22 protein-coding genes are annotated in these 26186 nt (G+C 65.2%); 17 read left to right on the forward strand and 5 right to left on the reverse strand.

The features are described from left to right. Positions 1-40: 40 nt before the first annotated feature. From VAR608DRAFT_RS10235 to VAR608DRAFT_RS10245, 3 genes are all read right to left on the reverse strand, one after another. On the reverse strand, positions 41-1606 hold the full coding sequence (locus tag VAR608DRAFT_RS10235; protein WP_088953972.1) for an amidase: 1566 nt from the start codon (positions 1604-1606) through the stop codon (positions 41-43). A gap of 128 nt (positions 1607-1734) precedes the next feature. Then, complete coding sequence (locus tag VAR608DRAFT_RS10240) at positions 1735-3543, reverse strand: acyclic terpene utilization AtuA family protein (RefSeq protein WP_088953973.1); 1809 nt, start codon at positions 3541-3543, stop codon at positions 1735-1737. A gap of 100 nt (positions 3544-3643) precedes the next feature. Continuing rightward, positions 3644-5218 carry a class I adenylate-forming enzyme family protein gene (locus VAR608DRAFT_RS10245; protein ID WP_088953974.1) on the reverse strand — a complete coding sequence of 525 codons (1575 nt, stop codon included), beginning with the start codon at positions 5216-5218 and terminating at the stop codon, positions 3644-3646. 146 nt (positions 5219-5364) lie between these two features. Between VAR608DRAFT_RS10245 and VAR608DRAFT_RS10250 the strand changes: the two genes are divergently transcribed. From VAR608DRAFT_RS10250 to VAR608DRAFT_RS10275, 6 genes are all read left to right on the forward strand, one after another. After that, positions 5365-6174: a TIGR03084 family metal-binding protein gene (locus VAR608DRAFT_RS10250; protein WP_088953975.1), complete on the forward strand. Its 810-nt coding sequence runs from the start codon at positions 5365-5367 to the stop codon at positions 6172-6174. Beyond that, positions 6171-7040: a phosphatidylglycerol lysyltransferase domain-containing protein gene (locus VAR608DRAFT_RS10255; protein ID WP_157730789.1), complete on the forward strand. Its 870-nt coding sequence runs from the start codon at positions 6171-6173 to the stop codon at positions 7038-7040. Before VAR608DRAFT_RS10250 ends, VAR608DRAFT_RS10255 begins: the two co-directional genes overlap by 4 nt. 81 nt (positions 7041-7121) lie before the next feature. Then, positions 7122-8744 (forward strand): acyl-CoA carboxylase subunit beta, encoded by a 1623-nt coding sequence (locus VAR608DRAFT_RS10260; RefSeq protein ID WP_088953977.1) that lies wholly within the window; start codon positions 7122-7124, stop codon positions 8742-8744. Positions 8745-8798: 54 nt separating this feature from the next. Then, the gene (locus VAR608DRAFT_RS10265; protein WP_088953978.1) at positions 8799-10859 is read left to right on the forward strand and encodes an acetyl-CoA carboxylase biotin carboxylase subunit; all 2061 of its coding nucleotides are present in this window, start codon (positions 8799-8801) and stop codon (positions 10857-10859) included. 28 nt (positions 10860-10887) lie between these two features. After that, positions 10888-12453 (forward strand): AMP-binding protein, encoded by a 1566-nt coding sequence (locus VAR608DRAFT_RS10270; RefSeq protein ID WP_172843832.1) that lies wholly within the window; start codon positions 10888-10890, stop codon positions 12451-12453. 116 nt (positions 12454-12569) lie between these two features. Further along, positions 12570-13373 (forward strand): SDR family oxidoreductase, encoded by an 804-nt coding sequence (locus VAR608DRAFT_RS10275; RefSeq protein ID WP_088953979.1) that lies wholly within the window; start codon positions 12570-12572, stop codon positions 13371-13373. A 182-nt stretch (positions 13374-13555) separates the two neighbouring features. On the opposite strand, the gene VAR608DRAFT_RS10280 is transcribed toward VAR608DRAFT_RS10275, so the two are convergent. Beyond that, the gene (locus tag VAR608DRAFT_RS10280; protein WP_088953980.1) at positions 13556-14422 is read right to left on the reverse strand and encodes a LysR substrate-binding domain-containing protein; all 867 of its coding nucleotides are present in this window, start codon (positions 14420-14422) and stop codon (positions 13556-13558) included. Positions 14423-14527: 105 nt separating this feature from the next. Between VAR608DRAFT_RS10280 and VAR608DRAFT_RS10285 the strand changes: the two genes are divergently transcribed. Genes VAR608DRAFT_RS10285 through VAR608DRAFT_RS10300 form a run of 4 tightly spaced genes read left to right on the forward strand, consistent with a single transcriptional unit; the run spans position 14528 to position 18953 of the window. Beyond that, the gene (locus tag VAR608DRAFT_RS10285; protein ID WP_088953981.1) at positions 14528-15112 is read left to right on the forward strand and encodes a cysteine dioxygenase family protein; all 585 of its coding nucleotides are present in this window, start codon (positions 14528-14530) and stop codon (positions 15110-15112) included. Between the two features lie 12 nt (positions 15113-15124). Next, positions 15125-16723, forward strand: a complete 1599-nt coding sequence (locus VAR608DRAFT_RS10290; protein ID WP_088953982.1) for a rhodanese-like domain-containing protein — start codon at positions 15125-15127, stop codon at positions 16721-16723. Then, positions 16713-17903 carry a cystathionine beta-lyase gene (gene metC, locus VAR608DRAFT_RS10295; RefSeq protein WP_088953983.1) on the forward strand — a complete coding sequence of 397 codons (1191 nt, stop codon included), beginning with the start codon at positions 16713-16715 and terminating at the stop codon, positions 17901-17903. The genes VAR608DRAFT_RS10290 and metC overlap by 11 nt, the downstream gene beginning before the upstream one ends. A 48-nt stretch (positions 17904-17951) precedes the next feature. Next, a complete protein-coding gene (locus tag VAR608DRAFT_RS10300; RefSeq protein ID WP_088953984.1) occupies positions 17952-18953 on the forward strand; it encodes a Bug family tripartite tricarboxylate transporter substrate binding protein in 1002 nt (333 codons plus the stop codon). Between the two features lie 66 nt (positions 18954-19019). On the opposite strand, the gene badI is transcribed toward VAR608DRAFT_RS10300, so the two are convergent. Further along, positions 19020-19802, reverse strand: a complete 783-nt coding sequence (gene badI, locus VAR608DRAFT_RS10305) for a 2-ketocyclohexanecarboxyl-CoA hydrolase (RefSeq protein WP_088953985.1) — start codon at positions 19800-19802, stop codon at positions 19020-19022. A gap of 181 nt (positions 19803-19983) precedes the next feature. On the opposite strand from badI, the gene VAR608DRAFT_RS10310 reads away from it, so the two are divergent. Genes VAR608DRAFT_RS10310 through VAR608DRAFT_RS10340 form a run of 7 tightly spaced genes read left to right on the forward strand, consistent with a single transcriptional unit; the run spans position 19984 to position 26185 of the window. Next, complete coding sequence (locus VAR608DRAFT_RS10310; RefSeq protein ID WP_088953986.1) at positions 19984-21228, forward strand: CaiB/BaiF CoA transferase family protein; 1245 nt, start codon at positions 19984-19986, stop codon at positions 21226-21228. 7 nt (positions 21229-21235) lie between these two features. Then, complete coding sequence (locus tag VAR608DRAFT_RS10315; RefSeq protein ID WP_088953987.1) at positions 21236-22384, forward strand: acyl-CoA dehydrogenase family protein; 1149 nt, start codon at positions 21236-21238, stop codon at positions 22382-22384. Positions 22385-22404: 20 nt separating this feature from the next. Next, positions 22405-22887, forward strand: coding sequence for a MaoC family dehydratase (locus VAR608DRAFT_RS10320; RefSeq protein ID WP_088953988.1), 483 nt, complete (start codon positions 22405-22407; stop codon positions 22885-22887). A gap of 29 nt (positions 22888-22916) precedes the next feature. Further along, positions 22917-23684: a glucose 1-dehydrogenase gene (locus VAR608DRAFT_RS10325; protein WP_088953989.1), complete on the forward strand. Its 768-nt coding sequence runs from the start codon at positions 22917-22919 to the stop codon at positions 23682-23684. 42 nt (positions 23685-23726) lie between these two features. Next, positions 23727-24707 (forward strand): Bug family tripartite tricarboxylate transporter substrate binding protein, encoded by a 981-nt coding sequence (locus VAR608DRAFT_RS10330; RefSeq protein WP_088953990.1) that lies wholly within the window; start codon positions 23727-23729, stop codon positions 24705-24707. Positions 24708-24734: 27 nt separating this feature from the next. Then, entirely contained in the window at positions 24735-25166 is a 432-nt protein-coding gene (locus VAR608DRAFT_RS10335; RefSeq protein WP_443082928.1) for a PaaI family thioesterase, read from the forward strand. 35 nt (positions 25167-25201) lie between these two features. Continuing rightward, complete coding sequence (locus tag VAR608DRAFT_RS10340; RefSeq protein ID WP_088953992.1) at positions 25202-26185, forward strand: Bug family tripartite tricarboxylate transporter substrate binding protein; 984 nt, start codon at positions 25202-25204, stop codon at positions 26183-26185. Position 26186 lies beyond the last annotated feature (1 nt).

Raw genomic sequence — 26186 nt, forward strand, 5'->3', positions numbered from 1 at the left:
GTGTTCCCGATGGTTCTCCCGCGACCCGCGCGTGTCAAGGCTAGGCGATCAACTTCGGCCGCCGATGCTGCCAGGGACGCGTTGCGCCTTCGAACGCGGACGCGACGCGGAACACCTTCAGGTCGTCATAGGCAGGACCGACGATCTGCATCCCCGTGGGAACGCCGGTCTGGCCGTCGAAGCCGGTCGGGACCGACATCACCGGCAAAGTGCCGACGAGGTTGAACGGATAGGTCATGAACCAGCCGATGAAGGGGTTCACCGACTTCCCGTTGATGGCCAGCGGTTCCTCGCTGCTGCGCCCGGCCACGATCTTCGTCGTCGCTGTTGTCGGGCAGATCAGCGCATCGTGGGTCTCGAAGATCTTCGCGAGCGACGCGTACATCTTCTGGCGCACGAGGTTCAGGCCGTAGAACCGGGACACATCGACCTTCTTCCCTTCTTCGAGGATCTTGATCACGTAGGGGTCCACGTCATTCCTCGACTTGGTCAAGAGGCTTCCTGCCAGTGCATAGAAGACACCTTGCCACCGGGTGTTCCATGTCTCTTCGATTTCCTGCGTCCAGCCGATGTCGACTTCGTCGACCACGGCGCCGAGCGAACGCAGGACCGACGCAGCATGGCGCGTGTTCTTCTCGACTTCGGGGTCGACCGCGAAATAGCCCAGGTCCACCGACAGCGCGATCCTCATTCCGGCGATGCCGGCGAACGTCGGCGGGATGACCACCTTGTCCCGCAAGGACGACATGTCGGCCGGATGCTGGCCGGATGTGACGTTCTGCATCAGAGCGCAATCGCCGACGCTGCGGGCCAGTTCGCCGTAGTGGATCAGCCACTCGTTCGGGTGTTCGCGGTCGTTCGGGTTGCGCCCCCATGGCGGCTTGTAGCCGAACACGCCGTTCATCGAAGCCGGGATGCGGATGGACCCGCCGCCGTCCGTTCCGTCCGACAAGGTCGTGTAGCCGGCGGCCAGGGCCGCGCCGCCTCCGCCTGTCGAGCCGCCGGGGGTATACGCAGGGTTCCACGGGTTGTGCGTGACGCCCCAAAGCGAGGAAGCGGTCACGCCTGAATGCGCGAACTCCGGTGTCGTCGTGCGGCAATGCATGATCGCTCCGGCGGCGAGAAGGCGCTCCACAGTCGGCGCGGTTTGATCCGGAACGAAGTCCTTGTAGAGCCTTGAGCCGTAGGTGGTGATCTTGCCCTTGACGGAGTGATAGTCCTTGATGGCGCAGGTGATGCCTTCCAGCGGGCGGACCGGTTCGCCGCGCGCATACTTGCGCTCCGCGATCCGCGCCTGTTCCAGCGCTTCGTCGAAATAGGTGTAGGTGAGTGCCTTGAGCGCGGGCTCCCACGCTTCGACCTGCTTGATCTGCGCCCGCAGCAGTTCGACCGGCGAGAGCTTCCTGGCCTTGAACCTCGCGATCGCCTCGCCGGCCGTCAGGTAGGCGATGTTGTCGACGTCGACCTCTTCGGATGGCCTCGCGGTGGCCGCGCGCGATGCTGCCGGCAGGACCGTTCCCGCGACGCCTGCAAGTGCCGCGATGCTCAGTCGGCGACGATCCAGGTCCGGCTGGACTTCGGAACGCTCGTAGGGGGCTTTGCTCATGATTTCTCGTCTCCTATGGGTGGAATCTCGCGAGTGATCGGATCACTCGCGTTGATTCGACGCCGTGGGCCCCTGAGCCGCAATTCCCCTAAAGGGTGAATCGGGCCGGAAAACGAGGCGGAAACCGGCTATCTGCGCAGCTCATCCGCGAAGCTGCGCGGGACCGGGACAGTCATGTCCAGGAGCATCTGCCCCATGCCTTTTCCCAGTGGATCCATGCGCATGGAGGAGGGCCCCCCGCCGTCGAGCGCTTCATGCAGCAGCAGGTTCATCGACGCCGAGCCCGGCAGATAGAAGCGTTCGACCTTCCCGTGCACCAGATGATCGAAGTACGCACGCACCCGCTCGGGGGTCACCCGGCTCCAGAGCAGCGGCAACCAGTCTGCCTTGCGTGCCACGAGGCCGATGTTCGAGAGATTCCCCTTGTCGCCGCTGCGCGCCCACGCGAGCTCGACGAGCCGCACCTCTTCCTGATCCTCTCCGGATTCGACGTAGGCGGACGGCACAGGAGCGCGATCCTCGTTCAGTGCGTTTCCCGTCTCGGCGGGCACATCGACGGCGTGCCGCTTCCCATCGAGCACATACGAAACAGGCACTGCCCGCTTGTCCAGCGGAAAGGCAAATGGCTTGATCAGGGGAGACACCGCAGGACGGCCTCCGCCCGGGCTGGTCGTGCCCGGCGCCCACGAGGTGCCCGAGGGAGCGATCTCGCGCGCAAACATGGCCAGCGCGGCCTTCTGCGGATGGTTGGCCACCACGCGCATCATGACCTCGCGCACGGCCGGCGTCCGTGCATGGGGTCCATAGAGCGACTCGGACCCGATGACCTCGACGTAGGTCGACGTGAAAGGCGCCTGGCCGCTGTCGCGCAGGATCTCGCTGGTGCGCTCGATGATGGCCTCGGCCGTGCGCCGCGCCTTCTTCTCGGCATCGATCCCCACCACGACCATGCTTCCGGCGCAGCGAAATCCATCCAGCTGCGTTGCCGAGACCTTGTAGGTGGGCAGGGGAGCCCGCCCCTTGGCGGGGCTGACGCGCACGCGGTCGACGCCCTGCTGTTCGATGGTCACCTCGCGGAAGTCACATGTGACGTCGGGCAGGAAATAGGCCCCGGGATCACCGATCTCGTAGAGCATCTGCTCGGCGACGCCGGCGCGAATCACCTTGCCGCCGGTGCCCGGCGGCTTGGTCACCACGAAGCTGCCGTCGGCGTGGCATTCGACGACCGGATAGCCCATGTGCGCCCAGTCCGGGATCTCCTCCCAGTCGGTATGCAGTCCGCCCGTCGCCTGGCAGCCGCATTCGATGATGTGGCCGGCCAGGCTGCCGGAGGCCAGCAGATCGTAGTCGCCCGGTTTCCAGCCGAACTCGTGCATGAGCGCGCCCAGTGTCACGGCGCTGTCCACGCAGCGGCCGGTGATGATCACTTCGGCCCCCGCGTCCAGGGCCGCCGCGATGGGCAAGGCGCCAAGGTAGGCGTTGGCGCTCAGGACCTTCTCGGGCAACGGCTCTCCAGTGAACATGTCGGTGACGCCACGCTCGCGCAGAGCAGGCATTTGCGCGGCGACGTCGTCGCCTTCCACCACCGCGATGCGAAGCTCGATCCCTTCCGCCTGGGCCAGCGCCCGCAGTGCGTCGGCACACCCTTGCGGGTTGATGCCGCCGGCGTTGCTGATGACCTTGATGCCGCGCCTCTTCACTTCGGCAAGCACCGACTTCATCGCAATGTCCACGAAGTCGGTCGCGTAGCCCATCTCCGGTTTCCTGGCGCGCGCCGACGCGAGGATCGCCATGGTCGTCTCGGCCAGATAGTCGAAGACCAGGTAGTCGATCTCTCCACGCCCGACCAATTGGGGTGCGGCCACCATGCTGTCGCCCCAGAAGCCGGAGGCACCCCCGATTCGAACGACCTTGTCTTTGCTTGTGGATTCAGTCATGGACTCCGCGCTTTCTCCGTGCTTGGTGGATGCGCTTGAGCTTATCGCCCGAGCTCGCGAATTGCTTGTGCCAACTCGCTGCGCGTCTTCGGCCCGGGCGTCAATGCATCGCGGACTGGGCAGTTTCGGCGCGCAGTTGCGCCTTGTGAATCTTGCCGGCTGGCGTCAGCGGCAACTGCGTGCGCAGCTCGACCTGCCTTGGCAACTTGTAGTCCGCGATCTTGCCCGTACACCAGGCGACGATCTCCGCGGCATCGAGCTGGCAGCCTTCCTTGGGGATCACGAAGTAGCGGCCGACCTCGCCAAGCACGGGATCGGGAATGCCGATGCCCGCAACCATCAGCACATTCGGGTGTGTGGCGATGAGCGCCTCAACCTCGGCCGGGTACACGTTGAATCCACCCTGGATGTACATGTCCTTCATCCGGCCCTTCAACGTGATGTAGCCGCGCTCATCCATCGAACCCAGGTCGCCCGTCCGAAGCCAGCCGCCCGCGAATGCGTCCGGATTCGACGCGGCGCCAATGTAGTCCCGCACCACCCCCAGGCCGCGAAACTGCAGTTCGCCGATCTGGCCGGGTGAGAGCGCACGGCCGCCGGGATCCGTGATTCGCACTTCGGCCCCCTGCAGCGCGGTGCCGATGGTCTCCATGAGATTCCGATCGGAGCAGGCCCATGGCGTCATCACCAGGGCGCCCGACGCCTCCGACAGGCCGTAAAGGTTCATGACCGTCGCGCGGGGCATTCGTTGGCGCAGGTGCGACAGAAGCGTCTGATCGACGTTGGATCCTCCGGTGATGATGAGCCGCACCGTATTCAGGTCGATCTGCGGTGCTTCGGGGTGCGTGAGCAGCAGCGTCATCATCGTCGGCACGCCGACCAGGATCGCCGGTGGACGGCGTCGGATCATGTCGAGCACTGTCTTCGCCTTGAACACCGGCACCAGCTCGCAGCTTCCTCCCGCGACCATCTGGGACAGCACCCCGCAGGTGATTCCCCCCACGTGATTCAAGGGGTTCGAGAGTTGCAACAGTTCGCCCGGCTGGATGCGCGTGTGGCGCGCTTGAGCGCGTGCGGAGGCGAGCAGACTCGCGTGGGTCAGCGCGCAGCCCTTCGGGCGGCCCGTCGTTCCGGAGGTGTAGATGACCATGGCAAGGTCATCCGGCGAAACGTCCTGCGCCGCGCTGGCCAGCCGGAACGGATCGGGCGCCACGGCGGCCAGCTCGCGGAACCGTACGCCTCCGATGGCGATGACGTCGCGCAGCTCGGACAGCCGTGCAGACAAGTGCTCGAACATCGCGAGGTAGTCGAAGTCCTCGGCGCGAGACATGGTGAAGACGGCGCGAACGCGACTGTCGGCGAGCATGTACTCGATCTCCGCATCCCTGTATCGGGGACTGAGGGCGACCACGGCGACACCGATGCGCGCGGCTGCGAAGAAGAGCTGCAGCCATTCGATCTGGTTGTACGCGAGGATCGCAATGCGGTCACCCCGGCTCAGTCCCAGGCGGAGCATGGCTGTTGCAAGCAGGTCGGCTGCTGCCTGCATCTCAGCAAACCGATGGGCCTGATCCGAATCGATATAGGCCGCCACGCCGGGGTATCGCTGAGCCGCGTCCTGCAAAGCCGCATAGAGCGTATCGGGAAGGTGCGAGGCATTGGATGTGATGTGCATGGTGGGATGAGGAAGGAGGGCCTCCCGAGGCTAGAACAGCCTGGCCGCGTTTGGCTTGCGTTCAGTGGCTGAGCGACACCAGGCAGCCTGGTGCGCAGCCAGTCCGCGCAAGACCGTTCGCCCCGCTGCGGATAGCCTTCGACACGATGAAGGACACTGCCACCGACCTCCGCGCCGAATACCGCGAACTCGCCGACCTCTGCCGCACGCTCACGCCCGCCCAATGGCGCCTGCAAAGTGCGTTCTACGGCTGGACGCCGTGGGATGAGGTCGCCCATCTCTGCTTCTTCGACGAGACCGCGCTGCTGGCCGCCACGGATGCGAAGGCTTTCGCCCGCGACACCGTCGCGCTGAACGCCATGCTGGACACCGGCAAGGAGATCAGCGCCATTGCGCGCGAGAAGTACGGCCACCTGGGCGGCGCGGCATTGCTCGCGCACTGGGAGCCGATCGCGATACGGCTCGTCGACGTGCTCGCGGCCCTCGACCCGAAGGCGCGCCTGCCGTGGTATGGCCCGACGATGAGCGCGCGCTCGTTCGCCACCGCACGCCTCATGGAGACCTGGGCCCACGGGCAGGATGTATGGGACGTGGTGCGCCGCCGGCGTCCGCTGACAGGCCGGCTCAGGCACATCGCACACATCGGCGTCACGACCTTCGGCTGGACCTTCGTCAATCGCAAGCTGCCGGTTCCGGAGGTCATGCCTTTCATCGAACTGCAGGCACCGGATGGCAGCGCCTGGCGCTGGGGCGATCCCGCGTCGAGCGAATCGGTGCGCGGCTCGGCGCTCGACTTCTGTCTCGTCGTCACGCAAAGGCGCAATCTCGCCGACGCGGACCTGCGATGCACGGAAGGCAGTGCAACGCAATGGCTCTCGATCGCGCAGTGCTTTGCGGGTCCGCCGGCCGATCCGCCGGTACCCGGCGTGCGCAAGGTGGTCTACGACGTCGCATGACGGGCCTTCCGCTGGCGCTCGAGATGCAGGCGCCGATCGAGGCGGCGCTCTCACGCCTGCGCGAGGGCAGCGCCGAGCAGTGCCTGTCGGATCGCACCTTCTCGAATCTCTATCTGTTCCGCGACGCGCACGACTATCGCTACCTGCCGGGCGAGTGGCCTTGCATTTCAGGCCGGACCTATGACGGCGTGCGGCACCTGATGCCCTTGTTTTCGCCGGCCGATGCGCCGGTCGATGTGCTGCGTGAGCTGCTCCGCGGACATGACTGCCTCTACCCGCTCGCGCGGTGCGATGCACAGAGGCTGCCGCCGGGTCTCTTCAGCCAGACCGACTCGCCCGACGACGCCGACTATCTCTACGCCGCCCGGCAATTCACCGACTACCCGGGCCGGGCATTGGCGCACAAGCGCAGCCAGATCCGCCAACTGCTCGGTGCACATCGCCTGCATGCGAAGCCCTTCGATGAATCGCACTGCACGGCGGCGCAAGAGGTGCTGCAAGGCTGGATGAGGCAGAAGGGAAAGTCGGCGGGAGAAGCCGACGAACAGGCCTGCATCGAGGCGATCGCCCATGCCGCGCGCCTCGGCCTCGAAGGCTTCGTGCACTTCGCGGACGGCCTGCCCGTGGGCTTCGTGCTCGCGCAGGCGCTTCAGCCCCGCGTCTACGCAATGCGCTTCGCCAAGGGCCTGGATACGCACATCGGCATCTATCCCTACATGTTCCAGCACTTCTGCCGGAACTTCACGCGTCCTGTCGACTGGCTCAACTTCGAGCAGGACATGGGCCTTGCGGGCTTCCGGCGCAGCAAGCGGTCCTATGGACCCGCGGCGCTCATTCCCAAGCTGCGGGTCCGCCTGCGCGGCTGAGTCGAAGCACATCAGCCAGTTCGCGCAAGACCGCGCGGGCCCCGCTGCCTAAAGTCCCTGCAACACACACATCCCAAGAACATGGCCACCATCGAATCGACCATCTCCCCAGGCAGCGAGGCCTTCAAGGCCAATCGCGAAGGCATGCTGGCGCTGATCGAGCGCGTGCACGGCTACGAACAGCGCACCGTCAATGCCTCTGCCAGGTCGCGTGAACGCTTCGAGAAGCGGGGCCAGCTGCTGCCGCGTGAGCGCCTGTCGCTGCTGCTCGATCCGGGCACGCCGTTCCTCGAGATTTCCTCCCTTGCAGGCCTTGGTCTGGACAACCCCGACATGGAGAAGAGCGTGCCCGGCGGTGGCGTGATCGGAGGCATCGGCTGGGTCTCGGGTGTGCGCGTGATGATCAATGCCTCCGACTCCGGCATCGATGCCGGCGCGCTGCAGCCCATGGGCATTCCGAAGCAGCTGCGCATCCAGGAGCTGGCGCTCGAGAACAAGCTGCCCTACGTGCAGCTGGTAGAAAGCGCGGGCGCCAACCTCATGACCTACAAGGTCGAGGAGTTCGTGACCGGCGGCAATCTGTTCCGCAACCTCGCGCGGATGTCGGCAGCGGGACTTCCGGTGATCACCGTCACGCACGGCTCTTCGACGGCCGGCGGCGCCTACCAGACGGGCCTGTCGGACCACATCGTGATGGTGCGCGGCCGCTCGCGGGCCTTCCTTGCCGGGCCGCCGCTGCTCAAGGCCGCCACGGGCGAGATCGCGACGGAAGAGGAACTCGGGGGCGCCGTGATGCACACGTCGATCTCCGGGCTTGGCGACTACCTCGCGGAGGATGATCGCGACGCCATACGCATCGCGCGCGAGATCCTGGCACACATCGACTGGAACCGCGACATGCCGCTGGAGCCGCCTCGCCGCTTCAAGCCACCGCGCTACGACGCCGAGGAGCTTCTGGGCATCATGCCGATGGACCCCAAGCGCCCGGTCGACATGAAGCAGGTGATCGCGCGCATCGCCGACGACTCGAAGTTCCTCGAGTTCGGCGAGAACTACGGCAGCGCCACCGTCTGCGGCCACATCAAGATCGAAGGCCTTCCGCTGGCCATCATCACCAACAACGGTCCGATCGACCCGGCCGGCGCCACCAAGGCCACGCACTTCATCCAGGCCTGCTGCCAGGCGAAGACGCCGATCCTCTACCTCAACAACACGACCGGCTTCATGGTCGGCAGGGCCTACGAGGAGGGCGGCATCATCAAGCACGGCTCGAAGATGATCCAGGCGGTGACCAATGCCACCGTGCCGCAGATCACGATCTACTGCGGCGCCTCGTTCGGCGCGGGCAACTATGGCATGTGCGGTCGCGGCTTCCATCCGCGCTTCTGCTTCTCGTGGCCGAACGCGAAGACAGCGGTGATGGGCGGCGAGCAGGCGGCACAGACCATGGTCAACGTGACCGAGGCCGCGATGAAGCGCAAGGGCGGCGAGGTCGACCGCGAGAAGCTGCAGGAAATGGAGCGCCGCATCATCGACCGCTTCGACAGCCAGATGAGCGTCTTCACGACCAGTGCGCACGTCCTTGACGATGGCGTGATCGATCCGCGGGACACGCGTGCGGTGCTCGCCAAGGTGCTCTCGATCTGCCGCGACGCCGAGCTGCGCCAGCCGCAGAAGATGCAGTTCTCGGTCGCCCGGCCCTGAGCACGCCATGGACGCAGTGACCGGTACAACGCCATTCATCACGGACCCCGATTCATGACCGCCCCAACCTCATACGCGACGCCGTTCCACAAGATCCTGATCGCCAACCGCGGCGAGATCGCACTGCGCGTGATCCGCAGCGCACGCGCGCTCGGCTACCGCACGGTGGCCGTGTACTCGACCGCCGACGCCGGCGCGCGCCACGTGCAGGAGGCCGACCAGGCCGTCTGCATCGGCGAGCCGCTGCCGGCGCAGTCGTACCTGCGCATCCCGGCCATCATCGAGGCGGCGAAGCTCACCGGCGCCGATGCGGTGCACCCGGGCTACGGCTTCCTCGCGGAGAACGAGGACTTCGCGCAGGCCTGCAGGGACGCAGGCCTGGTCTTCATCGGCCCTTCGCCCGAGGCCATCGTCTCGATGGGCAACAAGGCCGGTGCCAAGTCGCTGATGCAGGCGGCCGGCGTGCCCTGCATTCCCGGCTACCAGGGCGAGGACCAGAGCGAGGAGCGGCTCGCGCAGGAGGCCACGCGCATCGGCTTCCCGGTGATGATCAAGGCCACGGCCGGCGGCGGCGGCCGCGGCATGCGGCTCGTGTCGTCGGCCAGGGAGTTCCCGGGCCTGCTGCGCAGCGCACGCTCCGAGGCGCAGAGCGCCTTCGGCGATCCGGAAGTGATCCTCGAGCGCGCGATCACCCTGCCGCGCCACATCGAGATCCAGATCTTCGCGGACCGACACGGCAACGCGATCCACCTCGGCGAGCGCGACTGCTCGGTGCAGCGACGGCACCAGAAGGTGGTCGAGGAAGCGCCTTCGCCCGCGGTCGATGCCGAGTTGCGCGCACGCATGGGCGCGACCGCGGTGGCCGCCGTCAAGGCGATTCGCTACGAGGGTGCAGGGACGCTCGAATTCCTGCTCGACCGCGAAGGCAACTTCTATTTCATGGAGATGAACACACGGCTCCAGGTGGAGCATCCGGTGACCGAGGCGATCACCGGGCTCGACCTCGTGGAGCTGCAACTGCGGGTTGCGGCTGGCGAGCCGCTGCCGATTGCACAGGCGGACGTCCGCTTCTCGGGCCACGCGATCGAAGTGCGCCTGTGCGCGGAGGACGCCGACAGGGGCTTCATGCCGCAAAGTGGCACCGTTGCGCTCTGGAAGATGCCCGCGCAGTTGCGCGTGGAGGACGCCCTGCGTTCCGGCAGCGAAGTGCCGTCGTTCTACGACTCGATGATCGCCAAGCTCATCAGCCATGGCCGCACGCGCGACGAAGCACGCCGCAAGCTGGCCTCCGGCCTCGAAGATGCGGTGGTGCTCGGCGTGACGACCAATCAGGCCTTTCTGCGCAGTTGCCTGCTGCACCCGGTGTTTGCCGCCGGGGGCGCCACCACGGCGTTCATCGGCCAGCACCAGGATGCATTGCTCGCACCCGATGTGCAGGCGCGCGAAAGGGCGGCGGCGCTTGTATCGGTGCTGCTGCACGAAACCACCGGCGACGGGCGCCATCGGCCTCCGGGGCGGCGTATGCCGCACAAGCTGCCGATCTCGCTGCGCTTCGACCTCGGCGGCACGGTGCGCAACGCGAGCGTGACCCTCGGCAGCCATCGGAATTTCGATGTGACGATCGACGGCAGGACCTTCGTGGTCGAGCTTGCCTCGCTCTCCGACGATGCGGTGCGCTTCGTCTGCGACGGCGTGCTCGAAGGTGCCGCGTATCACCGCGACGGCGCGACACTGCTGATCCAGTACCGAGGCCTTGCGCTGCGCGTCGAAGACAAGACACGCGCCGCTTCGGCCCGCCAAGGCGAGAGCGGCGGCGACGGCAAGCTGCGGGCCTCGATGAACGGGCGCGTGGTCGCGGTCCTCGCCGATATCGGCCAACTCGTGCAGGCCGGCCAGCCGATCGTCACGCTGGAGGCGATGAAGATGGAACACGTCCACACCGCACCGGTGAGCGGCAAGCTCACGGCGGTGCATGTGGCGACCGGCGAGCAGGTCGCGGCCGGCCGCGTCGTTGCCGAAATCGAAGCGATCGCGCAAGAAGGCCTCGCCTCTTTCGACGAAAGGCGCAAGAACCGACATGGACCGGCCGTTGAACACACCGACCCGACGGCTTGAACAAGAAAAGATGGGACCGGAGACAAGCATGGAAGACCGTACGCTGATCGATGGCCTCAAGCGCCAGTTGCACGAGCGGCCGGATGCAGTGGCCTACCGAACGGGCGACCACCGTCTGACATTCGCCGACGTGGAGCGTCTGACCAGCCGCATCGCCAATGCGTTCGTGGCGATGGGCGTGGGGCGCGACAGTCGCGTGGCGGTGCTCACGAGGCATCACACGCCGACCCTGCTGTTGACACTGGCGGCCTGCAAGGTCGGCGCGGTCTGCATGCCGGTGAACTGGCGCCTGTCGGGCCCGGAGATCGCCTACATCCTGCAGAACGGCGAAGCGCCTTTCCTGATGGCCGACATGGCCTTCATTCCGACGGTGCGCCAGGCTGACCTGCCGCGCGTGATCACGCTGGTGTGCACGGAACAATCGCTCGACGGTCTCCCATCGTTCGAGAGCTGGTACGCGGAGCAATCGGCAGACTTCACGCCCGTCGAGGCCGAAGCGAACGACGCCGCGCTGCAGCTCTATTCCTCGGGCACGACCGGGCTGCCGAAAGGCATCGTGCTCACGCATGCGGGCCTCATCTCGACCTCGCGCGTGGTGTCGAAGGAATGGGAGTTCGACAGCCGCCACGTGATCGGCAACCCGCTGCCGGTGTTCCATGTCGCGGGCATGACCATGCTCTTGCTCACGCTCTACACCGGCGGGCAGACCTCGGCGCATTCGGAATTCGATCCGGCCGCATACATCAAAGCGATCGGCGATCACGGCATCACGCACACCTTCATCGTGCCGGCGATGATCCTCTTCATGCTGCAGTCGCCCGATGCATGCAGGGGCGACTACCGGACGCTGCAGGTCATTGCCTATGGCGGATCGCCGGTCAGCGAGACGGTGCTCAACCAGGCCTTCGAAGCCTTCGGCTGCAAGTTCCTGCAGGTCTACGGGCTCACCGAGGTCTCGGGGCCGGCCACCTTCCTGATGCCTGAAGATCATCGCTGCGGCGATGCCGAACTGCTGCGCTCCGCGGGGCGGCCGATCGGCGGGGGGCGGCTGCGCATCGTCGATCCGATCTCGCTCGAAGACCTGCCCGAGGGCGAGACCGGCGAGATCTGGATCGAGTCCGAGCGCAACCTCAAGGAGTACTGGCGCAACCCCGAAGCGACGGCGGCGGCGTACCCCGAAGGCCGCAACGCCAACGGCGGCTGGTTCCGGTCGGGCGATGGCGGCTACCTGAAGAACGGCTACCTGTTCATCAACGACCGCATCAGGGACATGATCGTCTCGGGCGGCGAGAACATCTATCCGGCCGAGGTCGAGAACGTGCTGATGCGCCACCCGGCCGTGGCCGACGGCGCGATCATCGGCGTGCCCGACGAGACCTGGGGCGAGGCGGTCAAGGCCTGCGTGGTGCCGCGTCCCGGCTCTGCGGTGACACCGCGCGACATCATCGAATTCATGCGCGCAAACCTCGCGCACTACAAGTGCCCGAAGTCGGTCGACTTCGTCGCCGAGCTGCCGCGCAACCCGAGCGGAAAGATCCTCAAGCGCGTGCTGCGCGAACCTTACTGGCGCGGCCGGTCCCGCGCTGTCGGCTGACCCCGAAGGGCTCACGCCCCAATCAATGTTCGCGGGAAGCCGCAAGCTCGCACTCTATGGCGGTCCGGCGGCCGCATCACCGCGCTACCAGTTCGCGTAACAAGAAGGTCAGTCTCATGCAGGTGGATTTCGATTTCAGTGGACGTCATGTGGTGGTGTTCGGCGGCACGACCGGCATCAACTTCGGCATCGCGCATGCGTTCGCGCGCCAGGGAGCCCATCTCACGGTGGCGAGCCGCAAGGTGGAGAACGTCGAGGCCGCGACGGCCGATCTGCGCAGCCACGGCGGGAAGGTGTTCGGCACCACGGCCGACGTACGCGATGACGATGCGGTGGGTGCGGCGCTGAAGGGGGCGGTCGATCGGTTTGGTCCGATCGACGTCCTCGTGTCCGGCGCCGCGGGCAACTTCCTGTGCGAAGCCAAGGACATGTCGTCGAACGGCTTTCGCGTGGTGGTCGACATCGATCTGGTCGGAAGCTTTCACGTGCTGCGACAGGCGCATGCGCATCTGCGCAAGCCCGGTGCGGCGGTGATCAATATCACCGCGCCGCAATCTTTCGTGCCGATGCGCTACCAGGCGCACGCCTGCGCCGCCAAGGCCGGCGTCGACCAGCTCACACGCGTGCTCGCGCTCGAGTGGGGAGCGCAGGGCGTGCGAGTCAATTCCATCTCGCCTGGGCCGATCGATGGTACCGAGGGGTTTCGCAAACTGATGGCGCCATCCGAAAGCGAGCGTGAGGCAGCGCGCAACGCGGTGCCGCTCAAACGATTCGGCAGCCTTGACGACATCGCGAACCTTGCGCTGTTCCTGGCGTCGCCTTATGCCAGCTATATCTCGGGCGCGCTGATCCCCTGCGATGGGGGCGGGGCGCTGGAAAGCGTCAAGCCCGCGTTGGAGTCGGCTGGCGCACGGATCTAGGTGATCTCGCAGGGGAGGGGCACGGCGTCTTTGCTCGCAGGATGTGGGTACCTCAACGCCCCCATCAGCCAGTGCCCGGGCCACCATTGGGTCTGCCGAAATTGCCATGACACGCCCTGAGCCGCGCTTCATGCCGCCGAGCACCTTGGCGTCGATCAGGCCGCGGGTGGCCTTAGGCGGACTCAGGCGAACGCGGCGCCCGGCCGCAGACGAGCGCGAAGGTGCTCGTAGACCTCGCGCGTGACGTTGTTGGCCACATGCCGACGCACGTAGAGCGAATAGACGAGATCGGGCAGGGCAGGCATGCCCTCGTTGGGCCCGAGGACGCGCAGGCTGGCATCGAGCTGCTCGACCCCGCGTGCCGTGACACCCAGCCCGGCCCGCAGTGCAGCCCGGATGCCGATCAGGCTGCTGGAGGAGTAGCGCTGGACATAGGGGATGCCGGCCGCCTCCAGTGCCTCCTGCCCCAGCTTGCGGAAGATGCTGGGCCCGTCGACCATTACCAGCGGAATGGGTTGCCCCAGCTGGTGCAGGTAGTCGGCCGCGCACAGCCACACGGTGGGAGAGCTGCGCAACGGCAGCCCCTCGAAGTCCTCTTCGGCACGGTTGCTGATCGCCATGTCGATGTCGCCCCGGCGCAAGGCCTCCGCCAGAAAGGGGCTGCGGCCGACCTGGATGCTGACTTGCAGCATGGGCCAGTTGCGCACGACCTCCGACAGCAAGGGCGGCAGCACCGTGTCCGCCACATCGTGCGGCGCGCCGATGCGCAAGTGTCCGACGAGCCCCCCCTGCTGGACCACGCGCAGGGCTTCATCATGAATCGCCAGGAGCTGGCGCGCGTACGCCAGCAGCCGCCTGCCGTGCTCGGTGAGCCGCTTGCCGCGACCGTGCTTCTCGAACAAGGCATGGCCGACCTGCTCCTCGAGCCGTTGCATTTGCTGCGTAACGGCGGATTGCGTGCGGCCGAGCTGCACCGCTGCCGCGCCGAAGCTGTCGAACGATGCGATCGCACACAAGGTGCGCAACAGGTCGAGGTCCAGCGAGGCCATAGTTCAATTTTACTGATGGATTGACTGACAGTACTGCATTGATCGGGGCGGCGTCGCTTCGTACAGTGCGGCTAGATTTCCCCACCGGAACAAGAGGAGCACCAGGTGTCCATCACCATCGAAGAGCGCGCGCAGGCAGTCCAGTCCGCGATCGCGCGAATGAAGTCCATCATCGGAACGAGCGGCCCCGACCGCGCGAAGCTGCAACAGGTGCTGGCCACGTTGCTGGAGCTTGCGTCCCGTCGCGAGTTGTGGTCCGGATTCGAGGCACCGGAGCCGGGTGAGCACCAGAATCGCTACCTGATCGCGGAAGACTCGGACCAGAGCTACGCGCTTTATCTCAACGTTATGCGGCCGGGCAAGAAGATCGTCCCGCACGACCATACGACCTGGGCCTGCATCGCCGCAGTGGAAGGTACGGAACACAACCGCGTCTACGAACGGCTCGACGAAGGCAATGTGCCGGGCATTGCGCGCTTGCGGGAGCGCGAATGCATCGTGGTCGCACCGGGAGCCGGCATCGCGCTGATGCCCGACGACATCCACTCTGTCGAGATCCGGGGCGATCAGGTGATCCGTCACTTGCACATGTATGGCCGCGCCCTGGAGACGCTGGACCGCCGCACGGCCTTCGATCTGGTCGCCGGCACCTGCAAGACGATGGATATCGGCGTGCAAACGCGCCGCTGAACCGGAAACATCGTGACTGCAACGATTTCCCCTCTGATCCTCAAGGCCTGGCTGCACGATGGCGGCGAGATCGCGCTGCTGGACGTGCGCGAACACGGCCAGTTCGGCGAATCGCACTTGTTCTATGCCGTCCCGCTGCCCTTCAGCCGCCTGGAGCTGGACATCTGGCGTCTCGTCCCCCGCAACAGCGTGCGCTGCGTGGTCTACGACAGCGGCGCTCACGATAGCTTCGACGTCGCACGGCGGGCCGCAGCCCGCCTGGAAGCGCTCGGCTGGACGAACGTGTGCGTGCTCGAAGGCGGCACCCGCGCGTGGCAGGCTGCGGGATACGCGCTTTTCGCCGGTGTGAACCTGCCGTCCAAGAGCTTCGGCGAATTGGCGGAGCACGCCTATCGCACGCCGCGCATCAGCGCGGACGACCTGGCGCAACGGCTCGCCAGGGGCGAGCAGCTCGTGGTGCTGGACGGCCGGCCGTTCAGCGAGTTCCGCAAGATGAACATCCCGACGGCACTGTGCTGCCCAAACGGCGAACTTCCATATCGGATCAAATCGATCGTGCCGGACGAGAGTACGCCGATCGTGGTGAACTGCGCCGGACGCACGCGCAGCATCATCGGCGCGCAGACGCTGATCAACCTCGGCCTGCGCAATCCGGTGTACGCGCTCGAGAACGGCACCCAGGGCTGGTACTTGCGCGACCATGCGCTGGAGCACGGCGGCACGCGAACCTATGCGCCGGACAGCGGTACGACCGTGCTGCGCGACAACGCACGAAAGCTGGCGGCGCGCTTCAGCGCAGCAAGCGTTGACGCCGCCACCGTGCGCGAGTGGGCCGCGCAACACGACCGCACCTTGTACCTCTGCGACGTCCGCATGCCCGAAGAGTTCGCGCAGGGCAGCCTGCCCGGCGCGCAGCACACGCCCGGCGGGCAGTTGATGCAGGCGTTCGATCAGTACGTCGGGGTTCGCGGCGCCCGCCTTGTGCTGTTCGATGACGACGGCGTCCGCGCGCCCACTGTGGCGAGCTGGCTGCGGCAGATGGGGCATGAGGCGTGGGTGCTGCAAGAAGGCCTGGCCAGTGGCCTCGCGCTGCCGTCGCGGACTGCAACGCAGTCGCCGCCTGCACCGGCCCGCATCGACGCAATCGAAGCCGCTCGTCTTGCCGATCGGCACGAGATCGCCATCATCGACCTGCGCGGCAGCATGGAATTCCGCAAGGCCCACATCGCGGGGGCGACATGGACGATCCGTCCGCGCCTGGCTGAAGCCCTGCGCGACGAACGCCGCCCGGTCGTGATCGTTGCGGATGACGACGCCGCAGCGCGATGGGCCGTGGAAACCGAATGGCCGCAGACGCTGCCGCAGCCGCTGCTGCTCAAAGGCGGCTTGCCCGCGTGGCGGCAAGCGGGCCTGCCCGTGGAAGCGACAACTGGCACGCCGCCAGATGCGGACTGCATCGACTTCCTCTTCTTCGTGCACGATCGCCACGATGGCAACAAGGAGGCCGCGCGCCGCTATCTCGCGTGGGAGACGGGATTGGTGGCACAACTCGACGACCAGGAGATCGCCGCCTTCCGGCTGCCCGCGGCGGAGCGCTCACATGACCGATGAAGCGGATCGCAAGGGCCGGGGATTGCAGACGCGCCTGGTTCAGGCGGGCAAGGATGGGGTCTCTTCCGGCGGCCATGCGGTGAACCCACCGCTGGTGCGCGCCAGCACGGTGCTTTTCGCGGATACCGCGCAGCAGCGCGACATGCGCTCACGGCGCGACAGCGAGCGACTCTTCACCTACGGCGCCCGCGGCACGCCGACCACCTTCGCGCTTGAAGACGCCGTGAGCGAGCTGGAGGGCGCCTATCGCACGCGCCTTTTCCCGAGCGGCCTCGCGGCCATCGGCTTCACGCTCCTGGCTTACCTCAAGCCCGGCGACGATTTGCTCATGTCGGATGGCGTGTACGAGCCGGCTCGCGCATTGGCGAGGAGCTTCCTGGAGCCCTACGGCATCCGCACGACGTTCTTCGCAGCGGATGGGTCCGACCTCGAACAGCGCTGGCAAGCCGGCACGCGCATGGTCTTTGCCGAATGCCCCGGATCGCTTGTCTACGAGATGTGCGACCTGCCGGAACTTGCGCGATTCGCCCACGGGCGGGGCGCGCTGGTCGCCGCCGACAACACCTGGGGCTGCGGGGTGCTTTACCGCCCGCTGGCGCTGGGCGCCGACATCTCCGTGACCGCCGCCACCAAGTACCTGTCGGGTCACTCCGACGTGACGATGGGGACCGTCTCGACGACGAAGGACGTGTGGCAGCCCCTCCAACAGCGCTGCGAGGCATTCGGCATGACTGCGAGTCCTGACGACGCCTGGCTGGTGCTGCGCGGAATGCGCTCGCTCGCGCCGCGGCTGCAGATGCACGAGCAGCATGCCTTGCAGGTGGCTCAATGGCTCGCCGGGCGTGCCGAAGTGCGCGCCGTGTTCTGTCCGGCGCTGCCGGCCGACCCGGGCCACGCGCTGTGGAAGCGGGACTGCACCGGCACGAACGGACTGCTCTCGATCGAACTGCAGCCAGGAACCGGGCCAGCGGCTGTCGACCGCTTCATCGACAGCCTGTCCTTGTTCGGCCTCGGCGCATCCTGGGGCGGCTACGAAAGCCTGGTGACGGCCGCCAACATGCAGCGCGCGCGCTCCGTCACGGACTGGAGCGCACGCGGTCCGGTAGTGCGCCTGCACATCGGGCTGGAAGACCCGGTGGACCTGATCGCCGACCTGGGTCGAGGCTTCGCCGCCCTCTAGCACACCGACTGGCCCTTCATCAATCCACCGATAACGAGGAGACCTCACATGCCTTCCAACCATGTCGCGAATCGGCGCGAGTTCGTCGCAACTCTCGGTGCCGCGCTCAGTTCGCTGGCCCTGCCTTCGCTGGCCAACGTGCTTCCGCGCGCAGGCGACTTCCCGAGTCAGCCGATCCGGCTGGTGTCTCCGTTCCCGCCGGGCGGTGGCAATGACTTCCACTTACGGCTCGTCTCGAACGAGCTTGCGCAAGTCACCGGGCAGCAAGCGGTCGCCGACAACCGCGGGGGTGCGGGCGGCAATATCGGCACAAAGTACGTGGCCGATGCCAAGGCCGATGGCTACACCGTCCTGCTGTCGCAGGTTTCGATCATGGCGGTCAACCCCACGCTGTACAAGGCGCCCGGCTTCGATGCGGTCCGCAGCTTCTTGCCGATCACGCAGGTCAATGCGGCGCCGATTGCAGTCGTTGTGCCCGCAGCTTCTCCCATCAAGTCCATCGCCGACCTGCGTGCCGTCTCGAGGAGTCACGCGGTGACATACGCATCGCCCGGCAATGGAACGCTGTCGCATCTGCTGGGCGTCGTGCTCGAGAAGGACGCGGGGATCAACCTGACGCACGTGCCATACCGGGGTGCGGGGCCTGCGCTGGCCGACGTATTGGGTGGCCAGGTCCAGGTGTTGATCACCTCCACTTCTTCCGTCGCGGGGTACATCAACCAGGGCAGCCTGCGCGCACTGGCAGTGAGCAGCCCGCGGCGAGTGGGCGTCTTCAAAAGCGTACCGACCCTTGAGGAGCAGGGCTTCAAGGACATGACCTACGACGACTGGTATGGCTTCTTCGCGCCGGCCGGCACATCCCTCGACCGCGTGGCGTACCTGCACCGCGCGATCACGACCGTGCTCAGCAGCCCGACCGTCAGCCAGAAGATCCTCGACGCGGGCGGCGAGCCGGTGGCCGGTACGCCTGAGCAACTGGCCGATCAATTGCGGCAGGACGTGGCGCGGTGGAGCCGCATCGCCAAGTTGTCGGGAGCGGCGCTCGATTAAACCGGATGCCGGCGCGAGAGCGTCTGGCGTTTGGTGAGCGAGCAGTGCTCGATCCCTGCGCTCATTTCATAGTTTGCTGCGGAAGTTTGGTTTGCGTTTCTGCAGGAATGCCTCCACCCCTTCGTGGGATTCGGGAGTGTTGTAGTACAGAGCCAGCGCCTGCATCCCCAGCGATGCGATACCGCGGATGGAGTCCGAGTCAGCATTGAAGGATCGCTTTGCGATCGCGATGGCTGTGGGACTCTTCTCCATGATCTCGGCACACCACTTCTCCACTTCCTCATCAAGCTTGTCGTGCGGCACGACCGCGTTGACCAGACCCATTTCCAGCGCCTCCTGCGCGCTGTAGCGTCGACACAGATACCAGATCTCCCGAGCCTTCTTCTCGCCGATCACGCGGGCGAGGAAGGCCGTGCCGAACCCGGGATCCACCGAACCGACCTTGGGGCCAACCTGCCCGAAGATCGCCTTGTCCGAGGCGATCGCCAAGTCACAGCAGGTGACCAGCACATTGCCCCCGCCGATGGCGAATCCATTCACCCGCGCGATCACGGGCTTGGGCACCTCACGGATGAGTCCCTGCAACTCCTCGACCGGCAGGCCGATCACGCCCCGGCCGTCGTAGCCGCCGTCGTGCGCTGACTGGTCCCCCCCGGTACAGAAGGCTTTGTCGCCGGCGCCGGTAAGGACGATTGCACCGATCGACTTGTCCCATCCCGCTCTATGGAGCGCATCGATGAGTTCATCGCAGGTCCTGCCTCGGAAGGCGTTGTATTTCTCGGGCCGATTGATACGCAGGGTGGCTACGCCGTCCTTCACGGCGTATTGGATATCGGTGTAGTCAGGCATTCGGTGCTCTTTCAGGAACAAGGGATTGGGGGAGGAAACCGCCACCTTTTCGAGGTAACAGGCCCATATTGTTCACATAGTCGACCATGATTCATATATAGGTACTTCCCCTGATGTTTTGGACGCTCATCGTTCGTATAGTCGACCCAGATTCTTAAATATGAACTTTGGAAAGAGGAATATGGCCGGACCGTTATCCCGCGTGCGCGTGCTGGATCTGACTCGAGTGCTGGCGGGGCCTTGGTCAACACAGATGCTTGCGGACCTCGGCGCCGATGTGATCAAGGTGGAGCGCCCCGTCCTCGGCGACGACACCCGCCATTGGGGACCTCCCTGGATCAGGGACGAATCCGGCGAGCCGACGACGGACTCGGCGTATTTCTCTTCCACCAACAGGAACAAGCGCTCCATCGCCGTCGACATCTCGAAGCCGGATGGGCAGCGCCTGATCAAGGATCTCGCGAAAAACTGTGACGTACTGGCCGAGAACTACAAGGTCGGCGATCTCAAGCGCTATGGCCTGTCGTACGAGGACCTGAAGGTCGTCAACCCAGCTCTGATCTATTGCTCGGTCACCGGCTACGGTCAGGACGGCCCTTACGCCGAGAAGCCCGGCTACGACTTCATCTTCCAGGGTGAGGGCGGCTTGATGAGCATCAATGGCGAGGAGGACGGCAAGCCCGGCGGTGGCCCGATGAAGACTTCGATCGCAATCACCGACGTCCTGACGGGCCTGAACGCGACCATCGCCATCCTTGCCGCACTGGAGCACCGTCGCAACACGGGTGAAGGTCAACACATCGACGTCTCGCTGCTGGACACGATCGTGCACTTTGGCTCCAACCAGATCGCCAGCTACTTCACCACGGGCGAGGTACCCAAGCGTTGGGGTAATGCCCATCCCAATCTCACGCCGTACCAGTCGTTCCGTACGCGTGATGGGCACTTCATCGTCGCCTGCGGCAACGACGGGCAGTTCGTCAAGCTCTGCGCAGCACTCGGACAGGAGCATCTGGCCCAAGACCCGCGCTTCGCCCGCATGGCCGATCGCAATCTCAACCGGGAGCCTTTGATTGCCCAGCTCTCGACCATCTTCGAGCTGGAGACGACAGCCTTTTGGTTGAAGACCTTGGAGCACAGCGAGGTGCCCAATGGAAGCATCAATACGTACGACAAGGTCTTCGAGCATCCGCAGGTCGTGGCCCGCGAGCTCAAGGTTTGCCAGCGGCATGCCGCCGGTGGAGCGATCACCACCGTAAGGAACCCCATTCGCCTATCGAAGACGCCGATCGAGTACCTGCGGCCACCGCCACTGCGCGCAGAGCACACGCACGAGGTTCTTTCGAGCGTGCTCGATCTGTCGGAAGACGCACTCAGGCAGCTCGAGGTTTCCGGGGTTATTGAAACAGCGAAGAAGGATAGGTGAGACAAGCATGTACTACGCATTGACAGACGACCAGCGGCAGATACAAGACCTGCTTCGGAGGGTGGCCCGAGAAAAGGTGGCCAAACGGGCGGACGAGATTGACCGTACGGCCGAGTACCCGCACGACATGTACGAATTGCTCAAGGAACTGGGGCTTTTCACGCTGCCATTTCCGCCCGAGTACGGCGGCACGGGCAGCATGCTGTCGGCGTGTATTGCCATCGAAGAGCTGGCGCGCGTTTGCTACAACACCGCCTACCTGCTGCTGGTGCAGTGGGTTCCCTTTGGCGCGATCCTGCACGGCGGCACCGCCGAGCAGAAGCAAAGGTTGCTTCCCGGCCTAGCGTCCGGAGAAATGCGGGGTGCGTTTTCGACGACGGAGGCGCAAAGCGGATCCGACGTCAGCGGGATCCGCACGCGCGCCGTGAAGGTGGCGGATGGCTACCGGATCAATGGCGCCAAGATTTGGTGCACGAATTCCGACTTGGCCGATTTCGTCCTGGTAGCCGCCAAGTACGAGCAGGGTGGGAAGGACGGGATCAGCCTGTTCATCATCGAAAAGGGCGCAGCTGGCTTCACGGTCGGGAAGAAGGAGGAGAAGATTGGCGCGCGTGGCGTGCCCTCCTGCCCGCTCTTTCTGGACGACGTGTTCGTCCCAGACATCAACCTGGTCGGCGGCGGATTCAAGGCCGTGATGGAAGCCTTCAACGCCAGCCGGCCCCTCATCGGCGCACGCGGCGTGGGCCTGGCCCAGGGTGCCATCGACCACGCCAGCGCCTTCGTCAAGGAGCGCCACGCCTTTGGCCAGCATGTTTCCGACTTCCAGGGCGTGCGTTGGATGCTTGCCGACATGGCGATCCAGACCGAGGCCGCGCGCAATCTGGTCTATCGCGCCGCATCGATGGTCGACCAATCTTCGCCGAGTGCGGAACTCGCGCCTGTCGCCGCAATGTCCAAGTGCTTTGCCAGCGACACGGCGATGAGGGTGGCCACCGACGCTGTGCAGCTCTTCGGCGCTGCGGGCGTGTCCGCGGAGTACCCGATCAACAGGTACTTCCGAGATGCCAAGGTGCTCCAGATCATCGAAGGCACCAACCAGATCCAGCGAAACATCGTGGCCAACAGCCTGCTCGGCCGCGTCCCTCGTTCCAACTGATCTCTTCCAAAGGAAAACACATGAGCGACTACAACATGCCGACAGTCGGCTTGGGCCTGTACTTCGAGGACCTGCCGGTCGGCCGAAAGTTCAAGACCCTCGGCCGCACCGTGATGGATGCCGACATCTGCGCGTTCTGCAACGTGATCCACATGACCGAGGTCCTCTTCACGGACATGGAATTCGTGAAGAACGAGTCGGACATCAAGGGACGCATTGCACCGGGCGCCTTCATCTACGGCATCGCCGAGGGCCTGCTGGCTCAGTCGACCATGCAGAAGACCGGCTACGCCTTCCTCAATATGGAGCTGACCGTGCACAGCCCAGTCTTCGCGGGTGACACCCTGCACGTCGAGTGCGAGGTGATCGAGTCGCGCGCGTCGAAGAGCCGGCCGGGCCGCGCACTCGTGCGCACGGCCAACAAGGTTGTGAACCAGAAGGGGCAGGTGGTGTTGAGCTACACGCCGCTTCGCATGGTCAAGTCCAAGGCCGTGGCTGCCTGATCGCTCAACCGCACCCAAAGGAGCCAAGCATGAATGGACTGAAAAACCGGGTTGCCGTGATCACCGGGGGCGCAGGCGGCATCGGCGCAGCGCTGTGCCGCAGGATGAACGAGGAGGGCGCCAAGGTCGCCATCCTGGACCTGAACAAGGACGCAGCCACTTCGCTCGCCGATGAGTTGGGCCGCAGCGGCGTAGCGGCCAAGGCCTACGGCCTGGACATCACCGATTACGAGCAAGTCGAAGTGACGATCGCAGACATCGAGGCCACTCTCGGGCCGGTTGAGATCCTGGTCAACAACGCTGGCTGGGACCACGCCGCTCGCTTTGTGGACACCAATCCGCAACTCTGGCAGAAGCTCATCGCGATCAACCTGGTCGGACCGCTGAACCTGCAGCACACCGTGGTCAAACGCATGATCGCCCGCGGCGCAGGAAGGATTGTGAACGTGTCATCTGATGCCGGCCGCGTCGGCTCGTCGGGGGAATCCGTCTATTCGGCATGCAAGGGCGGAATCATCTCCTTCTCCAAGACTCTCGCCCGTGAAGTCGCCAGGAAGCAGATTACCGTCAATGTGGTCTGCCCAGGTCCCACCGAGACAGCGCTGTTCCGCGATTTCGCCGGTGCCGGCGAGTCGGGCGACAAGCTGCGCGGCGCGCTTGCGAAGGCCATTCCCTTCGGCCGCCTGGGCCAGCCGCAGGACGTGGTGGGAGCAGTGTGTTTCCTCTCATCGGACGACGCCGCGTTCATCACCGGCCAGGTGCTGTCCGTGTCGGGTGGCCTGACGATGGCGGGCTGAGCAGCGGCAGCCATTCACCAAGAAATATCAAGGAGACTACACATGAGCCTGAAAGCCATTGCCAGATCGTTGCTGGCCGCTGTTGGCATCGGCATGGCATGGACTCCAGCGTCGCATGCCCAGGAGGCGTATCCCGCCAAACCGATCCGTCTGGTGCTCGGGTTCGCCGCCGGTGGCGGCACCGACGTCATCGCACGTGCCCTGGCTCAACGGATGGGGGAACTCCTTGGCCAGCCAGTCATCGTCGATAACAAGGCGGGCGCCAACGGAAACATCGCTGCCGAGACAGTGGCGCGCGCCACGCCTGACGGCTACACACTGCTCTACAACACTTCGTCCATCGCGATCAGTCCAGCGCTCTATCCCAAGCTGTCCTACGACGTCAGCAAGGACCTGGTGCCGGTCTCGCCAACAGCCAACTTGCCAATCATCCTGGTCGCAGCGAAGAATCTCGGCCTGAAGTCAGCGCAGGATTTCGTCGCGTATCTAAAGGCTCACCCCGGGCAGTTGAACTACGCCTCCGCGGGTAACGGAAACATCACCCACCTTTCGGCGCTCTTGTTCCTGCAGGCAACTGGTACCAAGGCCACGCATATCCCTTACCGCAGCGAGGCTCCGGCGATCACGGATGTGGCGGGCGGCCAAGTGGCGTTCTATCTGGGCACTGCTCCCGGGGTGACCCCGCTGATGAAGGATGGCCGCGTACTGGGACTGGCCGTGGCATCTCTCAAGCGGATGCCGACCGCTCCAGAGCTCCCTACCATGTCGGAGACTGTGGCCAAGGACCTTGAGTTGGGTGCCTGGTCGGGCATCATGGCGCCCGCCGGCACGAGGCCTGAAATCATCGACAAGCTCAACGCGGCCGTCGGGACGGCGCTGAAGGACAAAGCGCTTCTGGAGAAATTCGCGATGCAGGGTGCCGAGCCACGGCATGGCACGCCGTCGCAGTATGGCGCATTCATACAGTCCGAGCTCTTGCGCTGGTCCCAGATCATCCGCGCCAATGGCGTACGGATGGATTAAGCAAGGGAAATGTCCAGGATGACTCGCTTGAACGAGGAGCAGCTGCAGGCGGTTGTCGATCGGTCGTCGTTCAATCGCTGGCTAGGGATGAAGGTTGTGTCCGTCGGCGAGAGCAACTTGACCTTGCGAATCAGTTGGCGCGACGAACTGATCTCCAGCCCGGAAAGGCAGTCGATCCACGGCGGGGTCATCGCCGCGCTGGTCGACTGCGCAGCGGACTACGTGATCGCGGCGGACGTAGGCCACGCGGTGCCGACGATCGATCTACACATCGACTATCACAGGATCGCCCTGCCAGGCGACCTCGAGGTCGAGGCCAGCATCACGCATCTCGGTTCCACCTTGGGCGTCGCGACGGCCAAGGTCACGGATGCGCAGGGCAAGCTCGTTGCCAGCGGCAGAGGCCTCTACATGACAGGGGCCCGACCTCTGTCGCCGCCCCCCGCCGCGGCGAATTGAGCCGGATCCACCACCCATTGACACGAAAGAGAATCATGAAGAGCAGCCGCAGACAAATCTGCAAGAGGCTTGGCGCGATCGCCCTCGGTTTTGGCATGGTGCTGCCAGCGGCCGCCCAGGACAAATGGCCCACACAGCCTATCAAGCTGGTCGTTCCCTTCGCGGCAGGCGGTGCGACGGACCAAGTCGCTCGGCTTGTCGCCTCGAAGATGGGCACGATACTGGGCACCACAGTCATCATCGACAACCGCACCGGAGCAAATGGCAACATCGGCGCCGAGCTTGTCGCGAAGGCGGCGCCTGACGGCTATACCTTTCTCCACACCACCTCTTCCATCGCGTTTACTGCCGCCTTCAGGCAGAAGGTCCATTACGACCTGTCGAAGGATCTCCAGCCGGTGACGCTGGCGGTCAATCAGCCGCTGCTGATCATGTCCAGCCTACAGTCCGGCGTCGTCGATGCAGCGACCCTGCGGCAGTACCTTCGCAAGAACGACAACAAGGTCAGTTACGCCTCATCGGGCAACGGCAACCTCACGCATCTGGCCATGTATGTCATCCTGCATGCGCTGGGGGCCGATGCGACGCACATTCCTTACAAAGGGGGCGCCGCAGCTTTCCCGGACGTCATCGCCGGACGTGTCGACCTGTTCTCCGATCCCATCAATTCCGCCTTTCCGCATGTGCGCGAAAAGCGGGTCACCGCCCTGGCAGTCACGGGCGCGAAGCGTTCGGCACTTGCACCGGATGTACCGACGGTCGATGAGTCTCTTCTGCCTGGTTTCACCATTGGCGCCTGGCAGGCGGTGTTCGCCCCCGCGGGCACGTCGCCGGAGATCGTCGCGAAGGTGCGGCAAGCCTACCGAGCCGCACTGCGGGATCCTGCCATCAAGGCCAAGTTGGCTTCCGAAGGAGCGGAGGCAGTGGGCTCCTCAGGCGAGGAATTGAAGAGCTTCATGGATGCCGAGATCAAACGCTGGGAGAAGGTGGTACAGACCTCCGGCATCAAGCTGGATTAGC

Origin of the sequence: Variovorax sp. HW608, assembly GCF_900090195.1 — a bacterium.
Lineage (GTDB): Bacteria > Pseudomonadota > Gammaproteobacteria > Burkholderiales > Burkholderiaceae_C > Variovorax.

What these genes read in the sequence shown, in the direction of transcription:
- VAR608DRAFT_RS10250 (WP_088953975.1), top strand. Translation starts at nt 5,365, where the DNA reads ATGAAGGACACTGCCACCGACCTCCGCGCCGAATACCGCGAACTCGCC.
- VAR608DRAFT_RS10265 (WP_088953978.1), top strand. Translation starts at nt 8,799, where the DNA reads ATGACCGCCCCAACCTCATACGCGACGCCGTTCCACAAGATCCTGATC.
- VAR608DRAFT_RS10245 (WP_088953974.1), bottom strand. Translation starts at nt 5,218, where the DNA reads ATGCACATCACATCCAATGCCTCGCACCTTCCCGATACGCTCTATGCG.
- VAR608DRAFT_RS10240 (WP_088953973.1), bottom strand. Translation starts at nt 3,543, where the DNA reads ATGACTGAATCCACAAGCAAAGACAAGGTCGTTCGAATCGGGGGTGCC.
- VAR608DRAFT_RS10315 (WP_088953987.1), top strand. Translation starts at nt 21,236, where the DNA reads ATGTACTACGCATTGACAGACGACCAGCGGCAGATACAAGACCTGCTT.
- metC (WP_088953983.1), top strand. Translation starts at nt 16,713, where the DNA reads ATGACCGATGAAGCGGATCGCAAGGGCCGGGGATTGCAGACGCGCCTG.
- VAR608DRAFT_RS10330 (WP_088953990.1), top strand. Translation starts at nt 23,727, where the DNA reads ATGAGCCTGAAAGCCATTGCCAGATCGTTGCTGGCCGCTGTTGGCATC.
- VAR608DRAFT_RS10340 (WP_088953992.1), top strand. Translation starts at nt 25,202, where the DNA reads ATGAAGAGCAGCCGCAGACAAATCTGCAAGAGGCTTGGCGCGATCGCC.
- VAR608DRAFT_RS10270 (WP_172843832.1), top strand. Translation starts at nt 10,888, where the DNA reads ATGGAAGACCGTACGCTGATCGATGGCCTCAAGCGCCAGTTGCACGAG.
- VAR608DRAFT_RS10325 (WP_088953989.1), top strand. Translation starts at nt 22,917, where the DNA reads ATGAATGGACTGAAAAACCGGGTTGCCGTGATCACCGGGGGCGCAGGC.
- VAR608DRAFT_RS10300 (WP_088953984.1), top strand. Translation starts at nt 17,952, where the DNA reads ATGCCTTCCAACCATGTCGCGAATCGGCGCGAGTTCGTCGCAACTCTC.
- VAR608DRAFT_RS10320 (WP_088953988.1), top strand. Translation starts at nt 22,405, where the DNA reads ATGAGCGACTACAACATGCCGACAGTCGGCTTGGGCCTGTACTTCGAG.
- VAR608DRAFT_RS10275 (WP_088953979.1), top strand. Translation starts at nt 12,570, where the DNA reads ATGCAGGTGGATTTCGATTTCAGTGGACGTCATGTGGTGGTGTTCGGC.
- VAR608DRAFT_RS10310 (WP_088953986.1), top strand. Translation starts at nt 19,984, where the DNA reads ATGGCCGGACCGTTATCCCGCGTGCGCGTGCTGGATCTGACTCGAGTG.
- VAR608DRAFT_RS10235 (WP_088953972.1), bottom strand. Translation starts at nt 1,606, where the DNA reads ATGAGCAAAGCCCCCTACGAGCGTTCCGAAGTCCAGCCGGACCTGGAT.
- badI (WP_088953985.1), bottom strand. Translation starts at nt 19,802, where the DNA reads ATGCCTGACTACACCGATATCCAATACGCCGTGAAGGACGGCGTAGCC.
- VAR608DRAFT_RS10255 (WP_157730789.1), top strand. Translation starts at nt 6,171, where the DNA reads ATGACGGGCCTTCCGCTGGCGCTCGAGATGCAGGCGCCGATCGAGGCG.
- VAR608DRAFT_RS10280 (WP_088953980.1), bottom strand. Translation starts at nt 14,422, where the DNA reads ATGGCCTCGCTGGACCTCGACCTGTTGCGCACCTTGTGTGCGATCGCA.
- VAR608DRAFT_RS10260 (WP_088953977.1), top strand. Translation starts at nt 7,122, where the DNA reads ATGGCCACCATCGAATCGACCATCTCCCCAGGCAGCGAGGCCTTCAAG.